This is a genomic window from Phytoactinopolyspora endophytica (genome assembly GCF_004138495.1).
GTDB lineage: Bacteria > Actinomycetota > Actinomycetes > Jiangellales > Jiangellaceae > Phytoactinopolyspora > Phytoactinopolyspora endophytica.
In genome coordinates this window covers 61,057-76,646 of the sequence record NZ_ML142851.1, presented here as the reverse complement: position 1 = coordinate 76,646, position 15,590 = coordinate 61,057, and the positions used below count along the sequence as shown (strand labels likewise).

Sequence of the window (15,590 nt, the reverse complement as noted above, 5' to 3'; positions counted from 1 at the left end):
TGGCCGAGTCGCTACGGGAGGTCGGCGTCGACGTCTCTCAGCGCGACGCCGATGCCGACCTGGTCTCGGTGCTCCGAGCCGATCCGCCCGCGGCGGTCTTTCCCCTGCTCCATGGCGTCCAGGGCGAGGATGGCGCAATCCAGGAGATCCTCACCATGCTGGGATTGCCGTACGTTGGATCCCCACCCGGCAGCTGTCGCCAAACCTTCGACAAGCCGGTGTCGAAAGGTCTGCTGGAGCACGCCGGCCTCAACACTCCCCGTGGCGTCGTCCTCTCCCAGTCGACGTTCCGCGAACTCGGAGCTGCCGCGTTACTCGAGGCGCTCGTCGGTCGGCTCGGACTTCCAGTCGTGGTGAAGCCGGCGCGCGGGGGTTCGGCTCTTGGCTCGTCGATGGTCCGGGAAGCCGACCAGCTGCCTTCGGCCATGGTGGAGTGCTTCGCCTATGGTAGCTCGGCGATGATCGAACAGTTGATCGATGGCGTCGAGGTGTCCGTTCCGGTGGTCGACACCGGCGACGGGCCATCCGCACTGCCCGCGGTGGAGATCGCCGCGGAGTCTGGGACTTATGACTACCACGCGCGCTATACGGCTGGTACGACGGAGTACTTCGTTCCCGCGCGGCTGGAGCGGAGCGCGATTCAGGCTGTGTCACAGGCTGCGGTCACCGCACACCGGACTCTCGGACTCCGCGACATCTCTCGCACCGATATGATCGTTGACCGTACCGGCACGCCGTGGCTGCTCGACGTAAACGTGGCACCCGGCATGACGGAGACTTCGCTGCTGCCGCAGTCTGTGCGGGCGGCCGGTGTCGGTTTGGGCGACCTCGCGCGTGACCTTCTCGTGGCGTCGATTGAGCGCCACCGTTCTGCTTAGGACTGCGTCTGGTCAGTTGCGGGGTGCCACGTGGATCTCTGGAAGCAGGATGTTTCACGTGGAACGCCCTCGCGAGCCGGCACCACATTCCCAGGCCGCCGGTAGGTAGCCGGCGTGCGACTCACGCCTGCGGGGGCCTCAGCTTCGGATCGATCGTCGTCACGATCCGCTCGAGGTCGTCGATACTGGCGAACTCGATCGTCACCTTGCCCTTGCTGCGGCCAAGGTCGACCTTCACCCGCGTATCGAGCCGCTCCGAAAGCGAGCTCGCGATGTCGTTGAGTCGCGGTGCCATAGGCTTAGGGCCCCGCTTCTTCCGCGGGGACTGTGACTCTCCGTCGCCGATGGCCACGATCTCCTCGACACTACGCACACTCAGACCCTCGGCCACCACGCGTTGAGCCAGCCGCTCCTGCGCCGCCCCGTCTTCCAGACCCAGGAGTGCGCGGGCGTGTCCGGCCGACAGAATGCCGGCAGCCACGCGGCGTTGAACGAGCGGCGGCAGTTTCAGAAGTCTCAGTGTGTTGGAGATCTGCGGCCTGCTCCTGCCGATACGATCCGCAAGCTCATCATGCGTGCAGGAGAAGTCGTCTAGAAGCTGTTGGTACGCTGCCGCTTCCTCTAACGGATTGAGCTGGCTCCGATGGAGGTTCTCCAGTAGTGCGTCGCGCAGCATGTCGTCATCGGACGTCGACCTGACAATCGCCGGGATAGTTGCCAAGCCTGCACTCTGGCAGGCCCTCCAGCGACGCTCGCCCATGACGAGCTCGTATTTATCTTCACCAAGCTGCCGCACCACGATCGGTTGCAGCAGTCCGATCTCTTTGATCGAGTAAGCCAGCTCGTCGAGCGCCTCTTCCTCGAACTCTTGCCGAGGCTGACGGGGGTTCGGTGTGATCGCCTCCACCGGAATCTCAGCGAAGGTTGCGCCGTCGACCGGCACGAGGTGCTCGCCCGCGTCCGCCTCCTCCGGTGTGGTTGTTTCACGTGAAACCGCGCCGACGTCCAGGCTGTCGGATCCGCCCGCCGCCTCATCGACAGCCGGGTCACCGAAGAACACGTCCGCTGGAGACGTCCTCTTACCTTCCACATCCGCCGGCGCTGTGGGGATCAACGCCCCAAGACCACGTCCCAAACCTCTCCGTCGATCACTCATCCCTGTTCTCTGTTCCCCGTTCCATTGATACCGACTCCGCGGTTCGCGATCTCCCGCGCAGCCTCCAGGTATGACAGCGCACCACTCGAGGCCGGATCGTATGTCATCACCGTCTGGGCATAGCTCGGCGCCTCGCTGATCCGGACCGATCGCGGGACCGCCGTACTCAGCACAGTGTCCCCGAAGTACCGGCGAACCTCATCGGCCACCTGCGATGCCAGCCTCGTGCGCCCGTCGTACATCGTCAGCGCAATCGTCGACACGGCCAGCTCCGGATTGAGATGCGCCCGGACCATGTCGATGTTCTTCAGGAGCTGGCTCAACCCCTCGAGCGCGTAATATTCGCACTGGATCGGGATGAGAACCTCGTTCCCACCCACCAGCGCGTTCACGGTCAGCAGGCCTAGTGACGGAGGGCAGTCGATGAAGACGTAATCATAGTTCTCCGGCTCAGACTTCACGTGTTCGTCGAGCGCCTCACGGAGCCTGGCCTCACGACTCTCCAAGGACACCAGCTCGATCTCTGAGCCCGCCAGGTCAATCGTCGCCGGCACGCACCAAAGCGTCTCAAACCCTTCGACGAGCTGCACCACCGTCTCCAGCGATGCTCCCTCGATCAGCACGTCATAGATGCTTGGTATCTCCGCGTGGTGATCGACTCCCAATGCCGTCGACGCGTTCCCTTGCGGGTCCAAGTCAATGACCAGGATCTTCAAGCCACCCATCGCCATAGCCGCTGCGAGGTTCACGGCGGTGGTCGTCTTACCGACGCCACCCTTCTGATTCGCCACCACCATGATGCGCGGTGATTCCGGCCTTGGCATCGGAACACGGCTTCTCCCGGCCGCTGCCAGTGCCGCCGCCGCCTGTTGCGCGATCGGCGTGTCGTTCCCGACAAGCGAGCTCGCCGGCTCTCCGGCGGTCATGTCGATGGACGGGCCATCACCGACGAATGCGGCACGCCCTGTATTCAGGTCCTCAGTGTTCACCGACTCATCCTTCAGAGGTCGTGCGGACTCTGGATCTTCCGGTGTCCTGTTCTCAACAAGCCACCCCAATGGTCCGTCCCCCGGCCCGGCCTTCTGCCGCGCGATCTGCGGCCAGCCTAGGCTACGCACCACGGAACTCATACTCTCAGGGCGTCCTTCCCGACAATCTCACTACCCTATGGGTTGCTCCGACTGTCGTACTTCACCACGGCCACAACAGTAGCCGGACTGACGACATCTCTCCCGACCGATTCCACGGTCCAAGACGACATACCCGCGCGCCTCAGATTCTTCGCTTCGCGGCGGAGTTCTTCATGCACCGTCTCTCCCTTCAGCGCCAGCAGTCTGCCGCCAGGCCGAAGCAGGCCGGTACTCCATTCTCCCAACCGTCCCATCTTGGCGACTGCCCGGACGATCGTCACGTCGAATGGCGCGATCGGCCGAAAATCGCCCGCCCGGTCCCGGACTACCGTCACGCCTTGGAGTTCCAGAAGATCGACTGTTTCATGTAAGAAGTCCGCGCGGCGCTGCATCGGCTCGAGGAGGACGACGTCCAGGTCCGGCCTCGCGATCGCCAGCGCAACGCCTGGCAGCCCGGCTCCCGATCCGATGTCGCATACCGACTCCCCGTTCTCGATAAGCTCACCGACAACGGCGCAGTTCAACACGTGGCGATCCCACAGGCGCGCGGCCTCACGCGGCCCCAAGAGTCCTCGATCAATACCTGCGGTGGCCAACCACTGCACGTACTGCAACGCCATCGGAAGCCGCGATCCAAAGACCACGGCTGCGGCGTTGGGGGCCACCTCTTCCGGTTTCACGTGAAACTGTGCGTGACGCGTCCAGTCACGCCGGCAGCACGACCACGTACCGCCGCGGCTCCGCGCCCTCCGACTCACTTCGGAGACCCGCTTCAGCCACAGCGTCGTGCACGACCTTCCGCTCGAACGGCGTCATCGCGCCCAGCGACTCCGGCTCTCCTGAAGACCGGACCGTTTCCACGGCCCGCTTCGCCAGTTCCATCAACTCCGACTTGCGATGCGCCCGGAATCCACCGATATCCAGCATCAGCCGGGTACGTTCTCCGGTACTGCGCCACACCGCCAGCCGAGTCAGATCCTGGAGCGCCTCCAGAACCTCCCCGTCCCGGCCCACCAACACGCCCAGATCATCGCCGACGATCGACACCATGGCTCGGTTGTTCTCCACGTCCATGTCGATATCACCGTCAAGATCGGCGATATCAAGTAAGGCCTCGAGGTAGTCCGCGGCTATATCGCCCTCATTCTCAAGCTGGCTGACCGTCGGCACTGCCGCGGCTTCCGTCTCCGACACCGCGGCTCCACCCGATTCCCGATCGCTCACAGTCGACTCCTCAAGTACCTCGTACTCATCCTGCACACCTCGCCGGCACAAGCTCCGCCTAACGCTTCTTCTTCCGCTCGGCCCGGCTCTTCTTCTTCGGCTGTTGCCTGGGCTTCGCCTCGCCGTTCTCCTGACCGGGCTGCACCTCGGGCGCCGCTTCCGGCTCCGCGACCGTCAGGCCCTTCCGCCTGGCTTTCTCAGCCTTCCGGCGCTGGGCAGCCTGCTCTGCATCGCTCCCGGGAGCCGGCATCCGCCTGATCACGTACAGCTGCTGGCCCATGGTCCAGATATTCGACGTGAGCCAGTAGAGCACCGTGCCGAGCGGGAAATACACACCGGAGAACAGGAAGACCAGGGGCAACACATACAGCAGGATCTTCTGCTGCTGCGCGAACGGCCCCTCGAGGGACTCCTTCGGCATGTTCTTCCGCATGATCTGCCGCTGGGTGATGAACTGCGAGGCGACCATGCCGATCACCATGATCACCGCCACGACGCGGGTCTGGATGATCTCCGTGGTCAGGAACGATTCCGCGAGTTCCGCGCCGAAGACTGTCGCACGGCCCGCGGACTCGAAGAGTTCTTGGTGGTCCTGGAACGCGCCACGCGGATGATCACGCGCGATGCCGTCCAGCACCCGGAAGAGCGAGAACAGGAAGGGCGCCTGAAGCAAGATCGGCAGGCAGGACGCGAAAGGGTTCGTGCCTGTGTTCTTGTAGAGCTTCATCATCTCCTGCTGGAGACGTTCGCGATCGCCCTTGTACTTCTTCTGCAGCTCACGTAGTTGTGGCTGCAACAACTGCATCTTTCGCTGCGACTTGATCTGCCGTACGAACAACGGGATGAGCAGGATCCGGATGACGATGACGAGCCCAATGATCGACAACGCCCAGTTGACGCCGTCGTGATCGATACCAATCAACTCTGCGAAGAGCCAATGCCAGCCGATCATGATCCAGCTGACCAACCACAACAACGGCGTGAGAACGGTATCCACTGGTGCTCAAGCTCCTATGAGATCGTGCGAACGTATCGGGCCGCTGTTCACCGGCCTCGACGAGCGCGGTCCAGCCGAATCGACCGGATCAACCCCGTCTGTCCGTCCGGGTGCAGAATCGCCTTGCTCTTCGCCGGCCATCGGGTCATCGTCTTCGCCGTCCGTGCCGTCAGCCCGACCCCACCAGCGATAGTTCACCCGCGTCGGCACCAGGTCCACTCCGCCGGCGCACCACGGATGGCAGCGGCCGATACGTCGAACCGCAAGCCAACTACCCCGAACCGCACCGTGGGTCTCCACCGCACCGAGGGCATACGCCGAGCACGACGGGTAGTAGCGACAGGTCTGTCCGTACAGCGGGCTCACCACCAGCCGGTACAGCCTGAGCATCGCTACCAACAGCTTGGTCATCTATCGGCTCCGAGCACGACGTATCGCACTGCCCAGCGCCCGCCGTACGTCCGCGACCATGGCCTCTCTCGAGGCCCGCCCCGCTTCTGGAAGCGCCCGCACGACAACTTTCGACCCATCCGGCAGCTCCGCCAGATGACACGCGACCGTATGCCGCAGCCGTCGACGCACGGTGTTTCGCACCACTGCGCCTCCTATCGCCCGCCCAACGACGAAACCAACCTTCGCCGGAATGGGCTCATCTGTGACACGTGCGTGCACAACCACCGAAGCCCGGCGTGCCGCTGCACCCCGACGGACCGTCGACGTGAAATCTTGCGACCGTCGAAGGCGGTGCTCGGCCTTCAGCACCCTCGTATCCAGCGGGATGTCACTGTTCAGGCCGACAGCTTGGCGCGGCCCTTACGGCGGCGGGTAGCAAGGATGGACCGGCCGGCACGCGTACGCATGCGCAGCCGGAAGCCGTGGGTTCTGGCACGACGGCGGTTGTTCGGCTGGAAGGTGCGCTTCACGTCCGGGCTCCTGAAGATCGTTGAGACAGGCAGTCTGCTTGTGTACGGAAAGGATTCACGACCGGCAGCACACGTCCGGCGCGCCGTCGGCCTTTCTCCGCCTTGGGCACGCTGAACAGAGTCCTCGCCGGACCAAACAACGGTACGCGCAGCCGGTACGTAAGGTCAAACCACCGAGCTAGCGGAGACGCTCAGCGCAACCCGCCAGCTTCTCACCACCGAACAGCATGGCAGGATAGCGACACGCCCGCATCCCAGCGCCAATCCTGTGGACATCGGTTGAATGCGGGCCGGCATGTTGTTAGCGTCACGTGTTCGACAGCATGCGGGAACGGGCCATGAAACGATCTTCGACCAGAGCGTCAGCGCAGCGCATAAACGAAGCGACAGCCCGGAACCACATGCCATTCAGGTCCTCCACAGGCTGTGGAGGACGATGTGGACAACATGTTACGGGGGCGGCGTCCAATGTGTCGCCAGTTTGGAGTATGGAGTGACGGAGCAGCCGGCTAGCGACTTCAATGTCGCGTGGGCCAAGGCTCTCGATGTGCTCGAACACAGCGAGCAGATCGGGCCCCAACAGCGCGCCTTTCTTGCTCAGACGCGGCCGGTGACGCTCGTCGAAGGTACCGCTGTCGTCGCCGTCCCGAATGACTTCACCCGCGCTCAGGTCGAGCAGCGCTTACGTACACCCATCGTCCAGGCATTGGCCGACGTGCTCGGAACATCGATCTCCTTGGCCATCAGCGTCTCGCCGGCCGCCGACAAGTCATCGGACGCCGATGGGCCCCCCGACACGGGATTCGATCCGAATCAGATCCTGGACACCTCGAGCGCGCCCGCCGCGCCTCCCCAACCTCGCCAAGCCACTGTCGACGACGAACGTGTGTCGCCTCGTCCCGCACGCATCGAGGCTCCCGCCGCCAGTGGCGGCTCACCGAAACCCGACACCGAAGGCCCGCATCTCAACCTGCGCTACACCTTCGACTCGTTCGTCATCGGTTCGAGCAACCGCTTCGCCCACGCGGCTACCGTGGCCGTAGCCGAGGCGCCGGGCAAGGCCTACAACCCACTGCTGGTCTACGGCGAGTCCGGACTCGGGAAGACGCACCTGCTGCATGCGATCGGCCACTACGCGCGTGACATGTACCCCGGGACGCGCGTCCGGTACGTGAGCTCGGAGGAGTTCACCAACGATTTCATCAACTCCATCCGAGACGACAAGGCCTCGGCGTTTCAGCGACGGTACCGCGACGTCGATGTGCTCCTCATCGACGACATCCAGTTCCTCGAGGGCAAGATCCAGACTCAGGAAGAGTTCTTCCACACGTTCAATACGCTGCACAACGCCAGCAAGCAGATCGTGATCACCTCTGATCGGCCGCCGAAGCAGCTCTCGGCGCTCGAGGATCGGCTACGCAACCGATTCGAGTGGGGGCTGATCTGCGACGTTCAGCCGCCGGACCTTGAGACAAGGATCGCCATCCTTTCCAAGAAGGCCGCTCAGGACAATCTGAACGTGCCACCCGACGTCCTCGAATACATCGCCAGCCGGGTCGTCACCAACATCCGAGAGCTCGAAGGCGCGCTCATCCGTGTCACCGCTTTCGCCAGTCTGAACCGGCAACCAGTCGATCAGAACCTCGCCGAGGTCGTCCTCCGAGATCTGGTCGATCTCGATACGGGCCCGGAGATCACCGCCGCCACCATCATGGCGCAGACGGCCGGCTACTTCGGCCTGACCATCGACGATCTCCAGGGCACCAGCCGCAGCCGGGTCCTCGTCACCGCTCGGCAGATCGCCATGTACCTCTGCCGGGAGTTGACCGACCTTTCACTTCCCAAGATCGGTCAACAGTTCGGCGGGCGTGACCACACCACCGTGATGCACGCCCAACGGAAGATCCGCACCCTCATGGCTGAACGACGAAGCGTCTTCAACCAGGTCACGGAGCTCACCAACCGCATCAAACAGCAAGCCCGGCAGGCGTGACCCACAATGACCACCGATCCCATGATCCTTTCCACACAGGCTGTGGACAAGTCTGTGGACGTCGGGCAGATCACCGTGGACGGGCGGTGGACACCGCCTGTTCTTCCGTGGACAGCCATTCGCCGTCCACGTGGTCCACTGGTCGCCCCCACAGACGCAGTGGATGCGCGTAGCCATTCTCACCTGCAATATCTGTTGTTATCCACACTTTCCACCACTGCTATGAACCAGACGAGAACATTTATGAATCTCAAAGAACCACAAACTCCGGCCCGGGCCGATCGTGTGGACGAAACGTGCGCGACACGATCGGCAGACCATATGGGAGACGTGTCAGGGCTCCGTGCAAGGATGACGGGGCTCAACACACACAGTTCAGACCTGACGCACAGAACATCCGCCGGGTTCGTCCCGCGGGGAGGACGGTGAAACCCGTGAAGTTCCGGCTCGAACGCGACGTACTGGCTGAGGCCGTTGCCTGGACGGCTCGTACCCTGCCCAACCGGCCCACAGTTCCTGTCTTGGCCGGGCTCCGCCTGGATGCTTCGGGTGGCGAGGTCGCTTTCTCGTCGTTCGACTACGAGGTCTCTGGAAAAGTCGCTGTACCCGCAGAGGTCGCCGATCCGGGCACCGTGCTCGTCTCGGGGAAGCTGCTCGCCGACATCGCACGCTCGTTGCCTGCGAAGCCGGTCGAGTTCAGCGCCGACGGATCAAAAGTAGTCATCACCTGTGGAAACGCTCGATTCACGCTGGTGACGCTGCCGGTCGAGGAGTACCCCGAGCTTCCTGCCTTGCCCGCTGCCTCCGGCACTGTCGACGGCACGGTGTTCGCCGAGGCCATCAGTCAGGTGGCCGTGGCGGCCGGTCGCGACGACATGCTGCCCACCCTGACCGGAATTCGGATCGAGATCGAAGGCGAGACGGTGACCCTCGGTGCCACCGACCGATACCGGCTGGCTGTGCGCGAGCTGACGTGGAACCCTGTCAGGCCGGATATATCCGCGGTCGCGCTCGTTCCCGCTCGGACCCTGGTCGACACAGCCAAGACGCTCGCCTCGACCGACGAGGTCACGTTGGCGCTCGGCAGCGAGTCCGAGGACAGTCTGATCGGTCTGGCGGCCGGCGGCCGGCACACCACCAGCCGGCTGATCGACGGGGAATGGGTACCGAACTACCGCCGCCTGTTCCCTGCCGAGATCGCCACCGTCGCCAAGGTCGAGATCGCCTCGCTCATCGACTCCGTCAAACGCGTCGCCCTGGTTGCCGAGCGCAACACGCCGATCAGGCTCGCTTTCGACGACGGGCAGGTGGTCCTCGAGGCAGGCAGCGGGGACGACGCACAGGCCTCGGAAGCCCTTCAGGCGCACGTGGACGGGCCGGCGATCGCCACCGGCTTCAACCCGAACTATCTGCTCGACGGTTTACAGGCGCTGGGTACGCCGTTCGTGCATATGTCCTTCACCGACACGCCGCTCAAGCCCGTCGTCGTCGAGGGCATCGAGAGCCTCGAGGCAGAGCCGACGTCCGGCTACCGGTACCTGGCCATGCCAATCCGTCTGTCCAGCTGAGGCTGTTGCGCGCGTCGTTCTGGAAACGTCCGCGGTGGGGAGGGATAGATTTCTTCTCCTTCTCACGCGACCGGCGGGCGGCCTGGGCGGCTGGTTGCGCAGAGTAGCCGCCGGCCGAAGATCAGTCCGAAGAAATCTATCCCTCCCCACAACCTCACATTGACCTCGAAGCTCAACCACCGGTCCGCTGGAGGGCGGGGATTGAACCAGAGGCGGGACCGCGTGCGGCACACTGGGAGGCGTAGTTCTAGGCTCAGTCCCAGTTGTGGGCAATATGCGTGAAAGGCTGTAGACGTGGAACTTGGTCTTGTCGGGCTTGGACGCATGGGCGGCAACATGCGCGACCGTCTTCGTGCGGCGGGCCACACGGTCGTCGGGTATGCGCTCGATCCGAAGGTGAGCGACGCCGGCAGCCTCGCCGAGATGGTGGAGCGACTCTCCGCGCCCCGTGCGGTGTGGGTCATGGTGCCCTCCGGTGCGCCGACGCACGACACCATCAAGGAGCTCTCCGGGCTGCTCAGCGAGGGTGACGTCATCGTCGACGGTGGCAACTCACGCTTCACCGACGACGCCCGGCACGCAGCACTCTTGGCCGAAAGTGGAATCGGGTACCTCGACTGCGGCGTCTCCGGTGGGGTCTGGGGCAAGGAGAACGGCTACGGATTGATGGTCGGCGGTGACACGGAGCATGTCCAGCGTCTGCTGCCCATCTTCGACACGCTCCGCCCGGAGGGACCTCGTGACGAGGGATTCGTCCATGCGGGCGGCGTAGGTGCCGGTCACTACGCGAAGATGGTGCACAACGGCGTCGAATACGGCCTGATGCAGGCCTATGCCGAAGGATTCGAGCTGCTCGAGGCCGCAAGCGTGGTCGACGATGTGCAAGGTGTCATCAAGGCCTGGTCTCGTGGCACGGTCGTGCGGTCTTGGCTGCTGGACCTGCTCGTTGGCTCCCTTCGAGACGACCCGGAGCTGGAGAAGCTCGTGGGATACGTCGAAGACTCCGGTGAAGGCCGTTGGACCGTGGAAGAGGCGATCGACCAGTCGGTGCCCGTCCCCGTCATCACGGCCGCCCTGTTCGCGAGGTTCGCATCTCGGCAGGAGGACTCGCCGGCGATGCGCGCCGTCGCCGCGCTGCGTCAGCAATTCGGCGGCCACGCGACTCGACAGGCGCCCGGGGACGCTCCGGGAGCCGACGACCGGACCGGCTGAACCGGCTCCGATGTACGTCACCCACCTGTCACTGGTCGACTTCCGTTCATACCCGACGGTCGAGCTTCCGCTGGATCACGGCGTGACCGCGTTCATCGGGCCGAACGGGCAGGGCAAGACGAACCTCGTCGAGGCGGTCGGTTACCTGGCCACCCTGGGCAGTCACCGTGTGTCGCAGGACGGTCCGCTGGTACGGCTCGGTGCGGAGCGCGCCGTCGTACGCGCGAGTGTCGCCACCAACGCCGATCAGGACAGCCGGCCGTCGTTGGTGGAGATCGAGATCACGCCGGGCAAGACCAATCGGGCGCGGCTCAACCGCTCGCCGGTCAAGAGGCCGCGAGACATCTTGGGGACCCTGCGTACGGTCCTGTTCGCTCCGGAGGACCTCGCCCTGGTCAAGGGTGACCCGTCAGATCGCCGGCGGTTCTTGGACGAGTTGCTGGTGGCGCGGGCACCGCGATATGCGGGAGTCCGCTCCGACTATGAACGCGTCCTCAAGCAGCGCAATGCCCTGCTCAAGTCTGCGGGGGCGGCCATGCGCGCGAGCAGGGCCGGCAGGGGCGGTGCGGCTGGGCCGGACCTCGGCACCCTGGACGTCTGGGATACCCACCTTGCGCAGGCAGGTGCCGAGCTTCTGGCCGCGCGGCTCGAGCTGGTCGATGCGTTGCGTCCGCTGGTAGCCAAGTCCTACGAGTCGGTCGCCGCGACCGGCTCGGGCACGAACAACGTCGACGTGCGCTTGGAATACAAGTCGTCGCTGGGGCCGGACACAGAACTCACCGCTGACCGTGCAGTTCTGGTGGACGCCCTGGTCGAGGCGACGGGCCGGATGCGCAAGGACGAGATCGAACGTGGTGTCTCCCTGGTGGGACCCCATCGAGACGACCTCGTGCTCGGACTAGGCCCGATGCCGGCCAAGGGATACGCGAGTCATGGTGAGTCCTGGTCGTTCGCCCTGGCTCTACGGTTGGCGTCGTACGAGCTTCTGCGCACCATCGGAAGCGATCCGGTCCTGGTGCTTGATGACGTCTTCGCCGAACTGGACACCGGGCGGCGCGAGCGGTTGGCGGAGCTGGCGTCGGCCGCCGAACAGGTCCTGGTGACGGCGGCAGTCCCGGAAGATGTACCGGACGCGTTGGCCGGAGCGCGCGTTGACGTGCTCGGGGGCGACGTCAGGAGAGTGGCATGAGCGACGACGTTCCGAGCGTGGAAGCAGAAGGCTGGGACCCGGACGGCGTGGATCTGGCGAAGGCGCTGGTGGCTCGGGCGAAGGCCGGCGGGCGGATCAGAGTGACGCCGGGCCGGGGACGTTCACCTCGCAGGTCGGGCCGTTCCTCTCGTCCAGCGGCGGGGAGCGGATGGAGCGGACCGGCTGCGGACGAGCGTGACCCCCAACCGCTGGGTGCCGCGGTCGAGAAGCTTTCCAATGAGCACGGCTGGGAGGAAGACCTCTCGGTCCATGGTGTCATCGCGCGGTGGGCCGAGTTGGTGGGGGCGGACGTCGCCGAGCATGTGCAGCCGGAGAACTACGAGGACACCGTCCTGACCGTCCGTGCCGATTCCACCGCGTGGGCCACCCAGGTGCGTTTGCTCGCTCCGGAACTGGTCCGCAGGATCAACGAGGAGATCGGCCACGGGACGCTGACCAGGGTCAACGTCCTTGGCCCGCAGGCACGGAGCTGGACCAGAGGGCCACGTTCCGTACCTGGCCGGGGACCTCGCGACACCTACGGATAATTCAGAAGGCATCGCAAGGACCGTGTATACGGTCCGCAAACGCGACGTTTCAGCGCCGCCGATCTTGATCGCGGCCCGGCGCGATCCGCCTTGGTGATCCTTTGCCGGCGGTCCGTCGATCTACGGCGCACTGCCGTGATGACAGGGGCTGCTCGGGTATGGGGGCTAATCCGAGGCGATCTATGGCGCCCAAACGGCGATTCTGGGCCGTTGAAGCACCATCCTGACGCGATGACAGGGTAGACTTGAGGAGTCCAATAGGCCGCTCGGTCTCCTGGGGCCAGTATGCGGCCTACGGGTGAGCGGGCTGCCTTGTGCACATTTCAGCAGGAGGTCCCTGTTCGTGACGGACGACATCGCGTCCTACGATGCTAGCGACATCACTGTCCTCGAGGGTCTTGAGGCCGTTCGCAAGCGACCCGGTATGTACATCGGCTCGACCGGCGAGCGAGGACTTCACCATCTCGTCAACGAGGTCGTGGACAACTCTGTCGACGAGGCGCTGGCCGGCATTTGCGACACCATCGACATCACGATTCTTGCCGACGGAGGGATCCGGGTCGTCGACAACGGCCGCGGTATTCCGGTCGCTGAGCATCCCGTCGAGAAGAAACCGGCCGTAGAGCTGGTCCTGACTCAGCTGCACGCCGGCGGCAAGTTCGGGGGAAGCGGCTACAAGGTGTCCGGCGGACTGCACGGCGTCGGCGTCTCGGTGGTCAACGCGCTGTCCTCGCGGCTCGATGTGGAGGTGCACCGGGACGGGTATCGGTGGACCCAGACGTACTTACGGGGCGTCCCGCAGGGCTCGCTGCAGCGACACGAGCCCACGGACCGGAGTGGCACTACGGTCACCTTCTGGGCAAGCGATGAGATCTTCGAGTCGACGAGCTACGACTTCGAGACGCTGTCCACCCGGTTCCGGGAGATGGCGTTCTTGAACAAGGGCTTGACCATCGGGCTGCGGGACGAACGGCCCGAAGGCCGCGACGACGGAGCGGGCGAGGATGTCGAGAGCGAGCAGACCGAAGCGCCTCGCGAGGTCCGGTATAACTATGCCGATGGCCTGACGGACTACGTCAAGCACCTGAATGCCTCCAAGGTCCCGATTCACAACACCGTCATCGCCTTCGAGGCCGAGGCCGAGAACGGCGACGGACAGGCCATGAGCCTGGAGATGGCGCTGCAGTGGAATGACCAATTCACCGAGTCGGTGCATACCTTCGCGAACACGATCAACACCCACGAGGGCGGCACCCACGAGGAGGGCTTCCGCGCGGCCCTGACGTACCTGTTGAACAAGTTCGCCAGGGATTGGGGTGTGCTGAAGGAGAAAGACCCGAACCTCACCGGCGACGACGTCCGGGAGGGGCTGACTGCGATCATCAGTATCAAGCTGGCTGAGCCGCAGTTCGAGGGTCAGACCAAGACCAAGCTCGGCAACACCGAGGCGAAGAGCTTCGTGCAGCGGGTCTTCAACGAGCAGTTGGGCTCGTGGTTCGAGCAGAACCCCTCCGAAGGCAAGATGATCGCCCGCAAGGCGCAGAGTGCGGCCGTCGCCCGGGTGGCGGCACGCAAGGCTCGTGACGCGGCGCGTAGCCGTAAGGGTCTGATGGGAGGCGCCGGTCTCCCGGGCAAACTGGCGGACTGCCAGTCCACGAACCCAGAGGACTGTGAGCTCTTCATCGTCGAGGGAGACTCCGCTGGTGGCCCGGCGAAGCAGGGACGCGATCCCAAGATCCAGGCGATCCTCCCGATTCGAGGAAAGATCCTGAACGTCGAGAAGGCGCGCATCGACAGAATCCTGCAGAACCAGGAAGTTCAGGCGATCATCAACGCTCTCGGTACCGGGGTACACGAGGACTTCGACATCAACCGTCTGCGGTATCACAAGATCGTGTTGATGGCGGATGCCGACGTCGACGGCCAGCACATCCGCACCCTGCTGTTGACGCTGCTCTTCCGGTTCATGCGCCCGGTGGTCGAACAGGGCCGGGTGTTCCTGGCCCAGCCACCGCTGTACAAGTTGAAGTGGGTGGGGCGTGATACTCCGCACGAGTACGCCTACTCCGACCGTGAACGGGATGCGCTGATCGCCGCCGGGCGAGAAGCCGGCAAGCGGCTGCCGAAGGACGACGGCATGCAGCGGTACAAGGGTCTCGGTGAGATGAACGACGACGAGCTCTGGGACACCACCATGGACCCCGATCAGCGGCTGCTCCTGCAGGTCACCCTTGACGACGCCGCCCAAGCCGACGAGGTGTTCAGCACGCTCATGGGTGAAGACGTCGAAAGCCGGCGGAAGTTCATCCAGCGCAATGCCCGCGACGTCCGCTTCCTGGACATCTAAGAGGAATTAACTAGTGACTGACGACATCACCACCGCCGCGGCGGGCGGCAGCAGAATCGAGCCCGTCGACCTTCAGGTCGAGATGCAGCGGAGCTATCTCGACTACGCCATGACGGTCATCGTCGGCCGGGCGCTGCCCGACGTCCGCGATGGCCTGAAGCCGGTGCACCGCCGCGTGCTCTACGCCATGTTCGATGGCGGCTACAGGCCGGATCGCGGGTTCTCGAAGTGTTCCCGCGTCGTCGGTGACGTAATGGGCAACTACCACCCGCACGGTGACTCGGCGATCTACGACACTCTGGTCCGGCTCGGCCAATGGTGGTCGATGCGGTACCTGCTGGTCCAAGGGCAAGGGAACTTCGGCTCCCGTGGCGATGACCGCCAAGCGGCCATGCGCTACACCGAGTGCCGCATGGCGCCGCTGG

Annotated in this window: 16 protein-coding genes; 8 read left to right on the top strand and 8 right to left on the bottom strand. The window is 64.4% G+C overall.

Annotated elements, in window-relative coordinates; all coding sequences use genetic code 11:
• Nucleotides 1-878 (top strand): D-alanine--D-alanine ligase family protein (locus tag ELR45_RS06275; protein WP_240759209.1); only part of this gene is annotated, 878 nt, incomplete at its 5' end.
• Between the two features lie 121 nt (nucleotides 879-999).
• Here the strand turns inward: ELR45_RS06275 and ELR45_RS06270 are convergent.
• The 8 genes from ELR45_RS06270 to rpmH form a co-directional block, all read right to left on the bottom strand.
• Nucleotides 1,000-2,034, bottom strand: a complete 1,035-nt coding sequence (locus ELR45_RS06270) for a ParB/RepB/Spo0J family partition protein (protein WP_129664403.1) — start codon at nucleotides 2,032-2,034, stop codon at nucleotides 1,000-1,002.
• On the bottom strand, nucleotides 2,031-2,960 hold the full coding sequence (locus ELR45_RS06265) for a ParA family protein (protein ID WP_205856237.1): 930 nt from the start codon (nucleotides 2,958-2,960) through the stop codon (nucleotides 2,031-2,033). The genes ELR45_RS06270 and ELR45_RS06265 overlap by 4 nt, the downstream gene beginning before the upstream one ends.
• Before the next feature lie 239 nt (nucleotides 2,961-3,199).
• Entirely contained in the window at nucleotides 3,200-3,844 is a 645-nt protein-coding gene (gene rsmG / locus ELR45_RS06260) for a 16S rRNA (guanine(527)-N(7))-methyltransferase RsmG (RefSeq protein WP_420813829.1), read from the bottom strand.
• A 25-nt stretch (nucleotides 3,845-3,869) separates the two neighbouring features.
• Nucleotides 3,870-4,358: a Jag family protein gene (locus ELR45_RS06255; protein ID WP_129665032.1), complete on the bottom strand. Its 489-nt coding sequence runs from the start codon at nucleotides 4,356-4,358 to the stop codon at nucleotides 3,870-3,872.
• Nucleotides 4,359-4,446: 88 nt separating this feature from the next.
• Nucleotides 4,447-5,385 (bottom strand): membrane protein insertase YidC, encoded by a 939-nt coding sequence (gene yidC / locus ELR45_RS06250; RefSeq protein WP_205856131.1) that lies wholly within the window; start codon nucleotides 5,383-5,385, stop codon nucleotides 4,447-4,449.
• Between the two features lie 6 nt (nucleotides 5,386-5,391).
• The gene (yidD, locus tag ELR45_RS42275) at nucleotides 5,392-5,775 is read right to left on the bottom strand and encodes a membrane protein insertion efficiency factor YidD (protein WP_240759286.1); all 384 of its coding nucleotides are present in this window, start codon (nucleotides 5,773-5,775) and stop codon (nucleotides 5,392-5,394) included.
• Nucleotides 5,776-5,796: 21 nt separating this feature from the next.
• Nucleotides 5,797-6,147, bottom strand: coding sequence for a ribonuclease P protein component (gene rnpA, locus ELR45_RS06240; RefSeq protein WP_129664399.1), 351 nt, complete (start codon nucleotides 6,145-6,147; stop codon nucleotides 5,797-5,799).
• A 26-nt stretch (nucleotides 6,148-6,173) separates the two neighbouring features.
• The gene (gene rpmH / locus ELR45_RS06235) at nucleotides 6,174-6,308 is read right to left on the bottom strand and encodes a 50S ribosomal protein L34 (protein WP_129664397.1); all 135 of its coding nucleotides are present in this window, start codon (nucleotides 6,306-6,308) and stop codon (nucleotides 6,174-6,176) included.
• A 493-nt stretch (nucleotides 6,309-6,801) separates the two neighbouring features.
• Between rpmH and dnaA the strand changes: the two genes are divergently transcribed.
• The 7 genes from dnaA to ELR45_RS40450 all read left to right on the top strand — a co-directional run.
• The gene (gene dnaA / locus ELR45_RS06230) at nucleotides 6,802-8,301 is read left to right on the top strand and encodes a chromosomal replication initiator protein DnaA (protein ID WP_276320643.1); all 1,500 of its coding nucleotides are present in this window, start codon (nucleotides 6,802-6,804) and stop codon (nucleotides 8,299-8,301) included.
• A gap of 434 nt (nucleotides 8,302-8,735) precedes the next feature.
• Nucleotides 8,736-9,869: a DNA polymerase III subunit beta gene (gene dnaN, locus ELR45_RS06225; RefSeq protein ID WP_129664393.1), complete on the top strand. Its 1,134-nt coding sequence runs from the start codon at nucleotides 8,736-8,738 to the stop codon at nucleotides 9,867-9,869.
• Between the two features lie 294 nt (nucleotides 9,870-10,163).
• On the top strand, nucleotides 10,164-11,081 hold the full coding sequence (gene gnd, locus ELR45_RS06220) for a phosphogluconate dehydrogenase (NAD(+)-dependent, decarboxylating) (RefSeq protein WP_129664391.1): 918 nt from the start codon (nucleotides 10,164-10,166) through the stop codon (nucleotides 11,079-11,081).
• A gap of 10 nt (nucleotides 11,082-11,091) precedes the next feature.
• Nucleotides 11,092-12,270: a DNA replication/repair protein RecF gene (gene recF, locus ELR45_RS06215; RefSeq protein WP_129664389.1), complete on the top strand. Its 1,179-nt coding sequence runs from the start codon at nucleotides 11,092-11,094 to the stop codon at nucleotides 12,268-12,270.
• Nucleotides 12,267-12,818, top strand: coding sequence for a DciA family protein (locus ELR45_RS06210; RefSeq protein ID WP_129664387.1), 552 nt, complete (start codon nucleotides 12,267-12,269; stop codon nucleotides 12,816-12,818). Before recF ends, ELR45_RS06210 begins: the two co-directional genes overlap by 4 nt.
• 343 nt (nucleotides 12,819-13,161) lie before the next feature.
• On the top strand, nucleotides 13,162-15,165 hold the full coding sequence (gene gyrB / locus ELR45_RS06205) for a DNA topoisomerase (ATP-hydrolyzing) subunit B (protein WP_205856130.1): 2,004 nt from the start codon (nucleotides 13,162-13,164) through the stop codon (nucleotides 15,163-15,165).
• 13 nt (nucleotides 15,166-15,178) lie between these two features.
• Nucleotides 15,179-15,590 (top strand): DNA gyrase subunit A (locus ELR45_RS40450; RefSeq protein WP_276320642.1); only part of this gene is annotated, 412 nt, incomplete at its 3' end.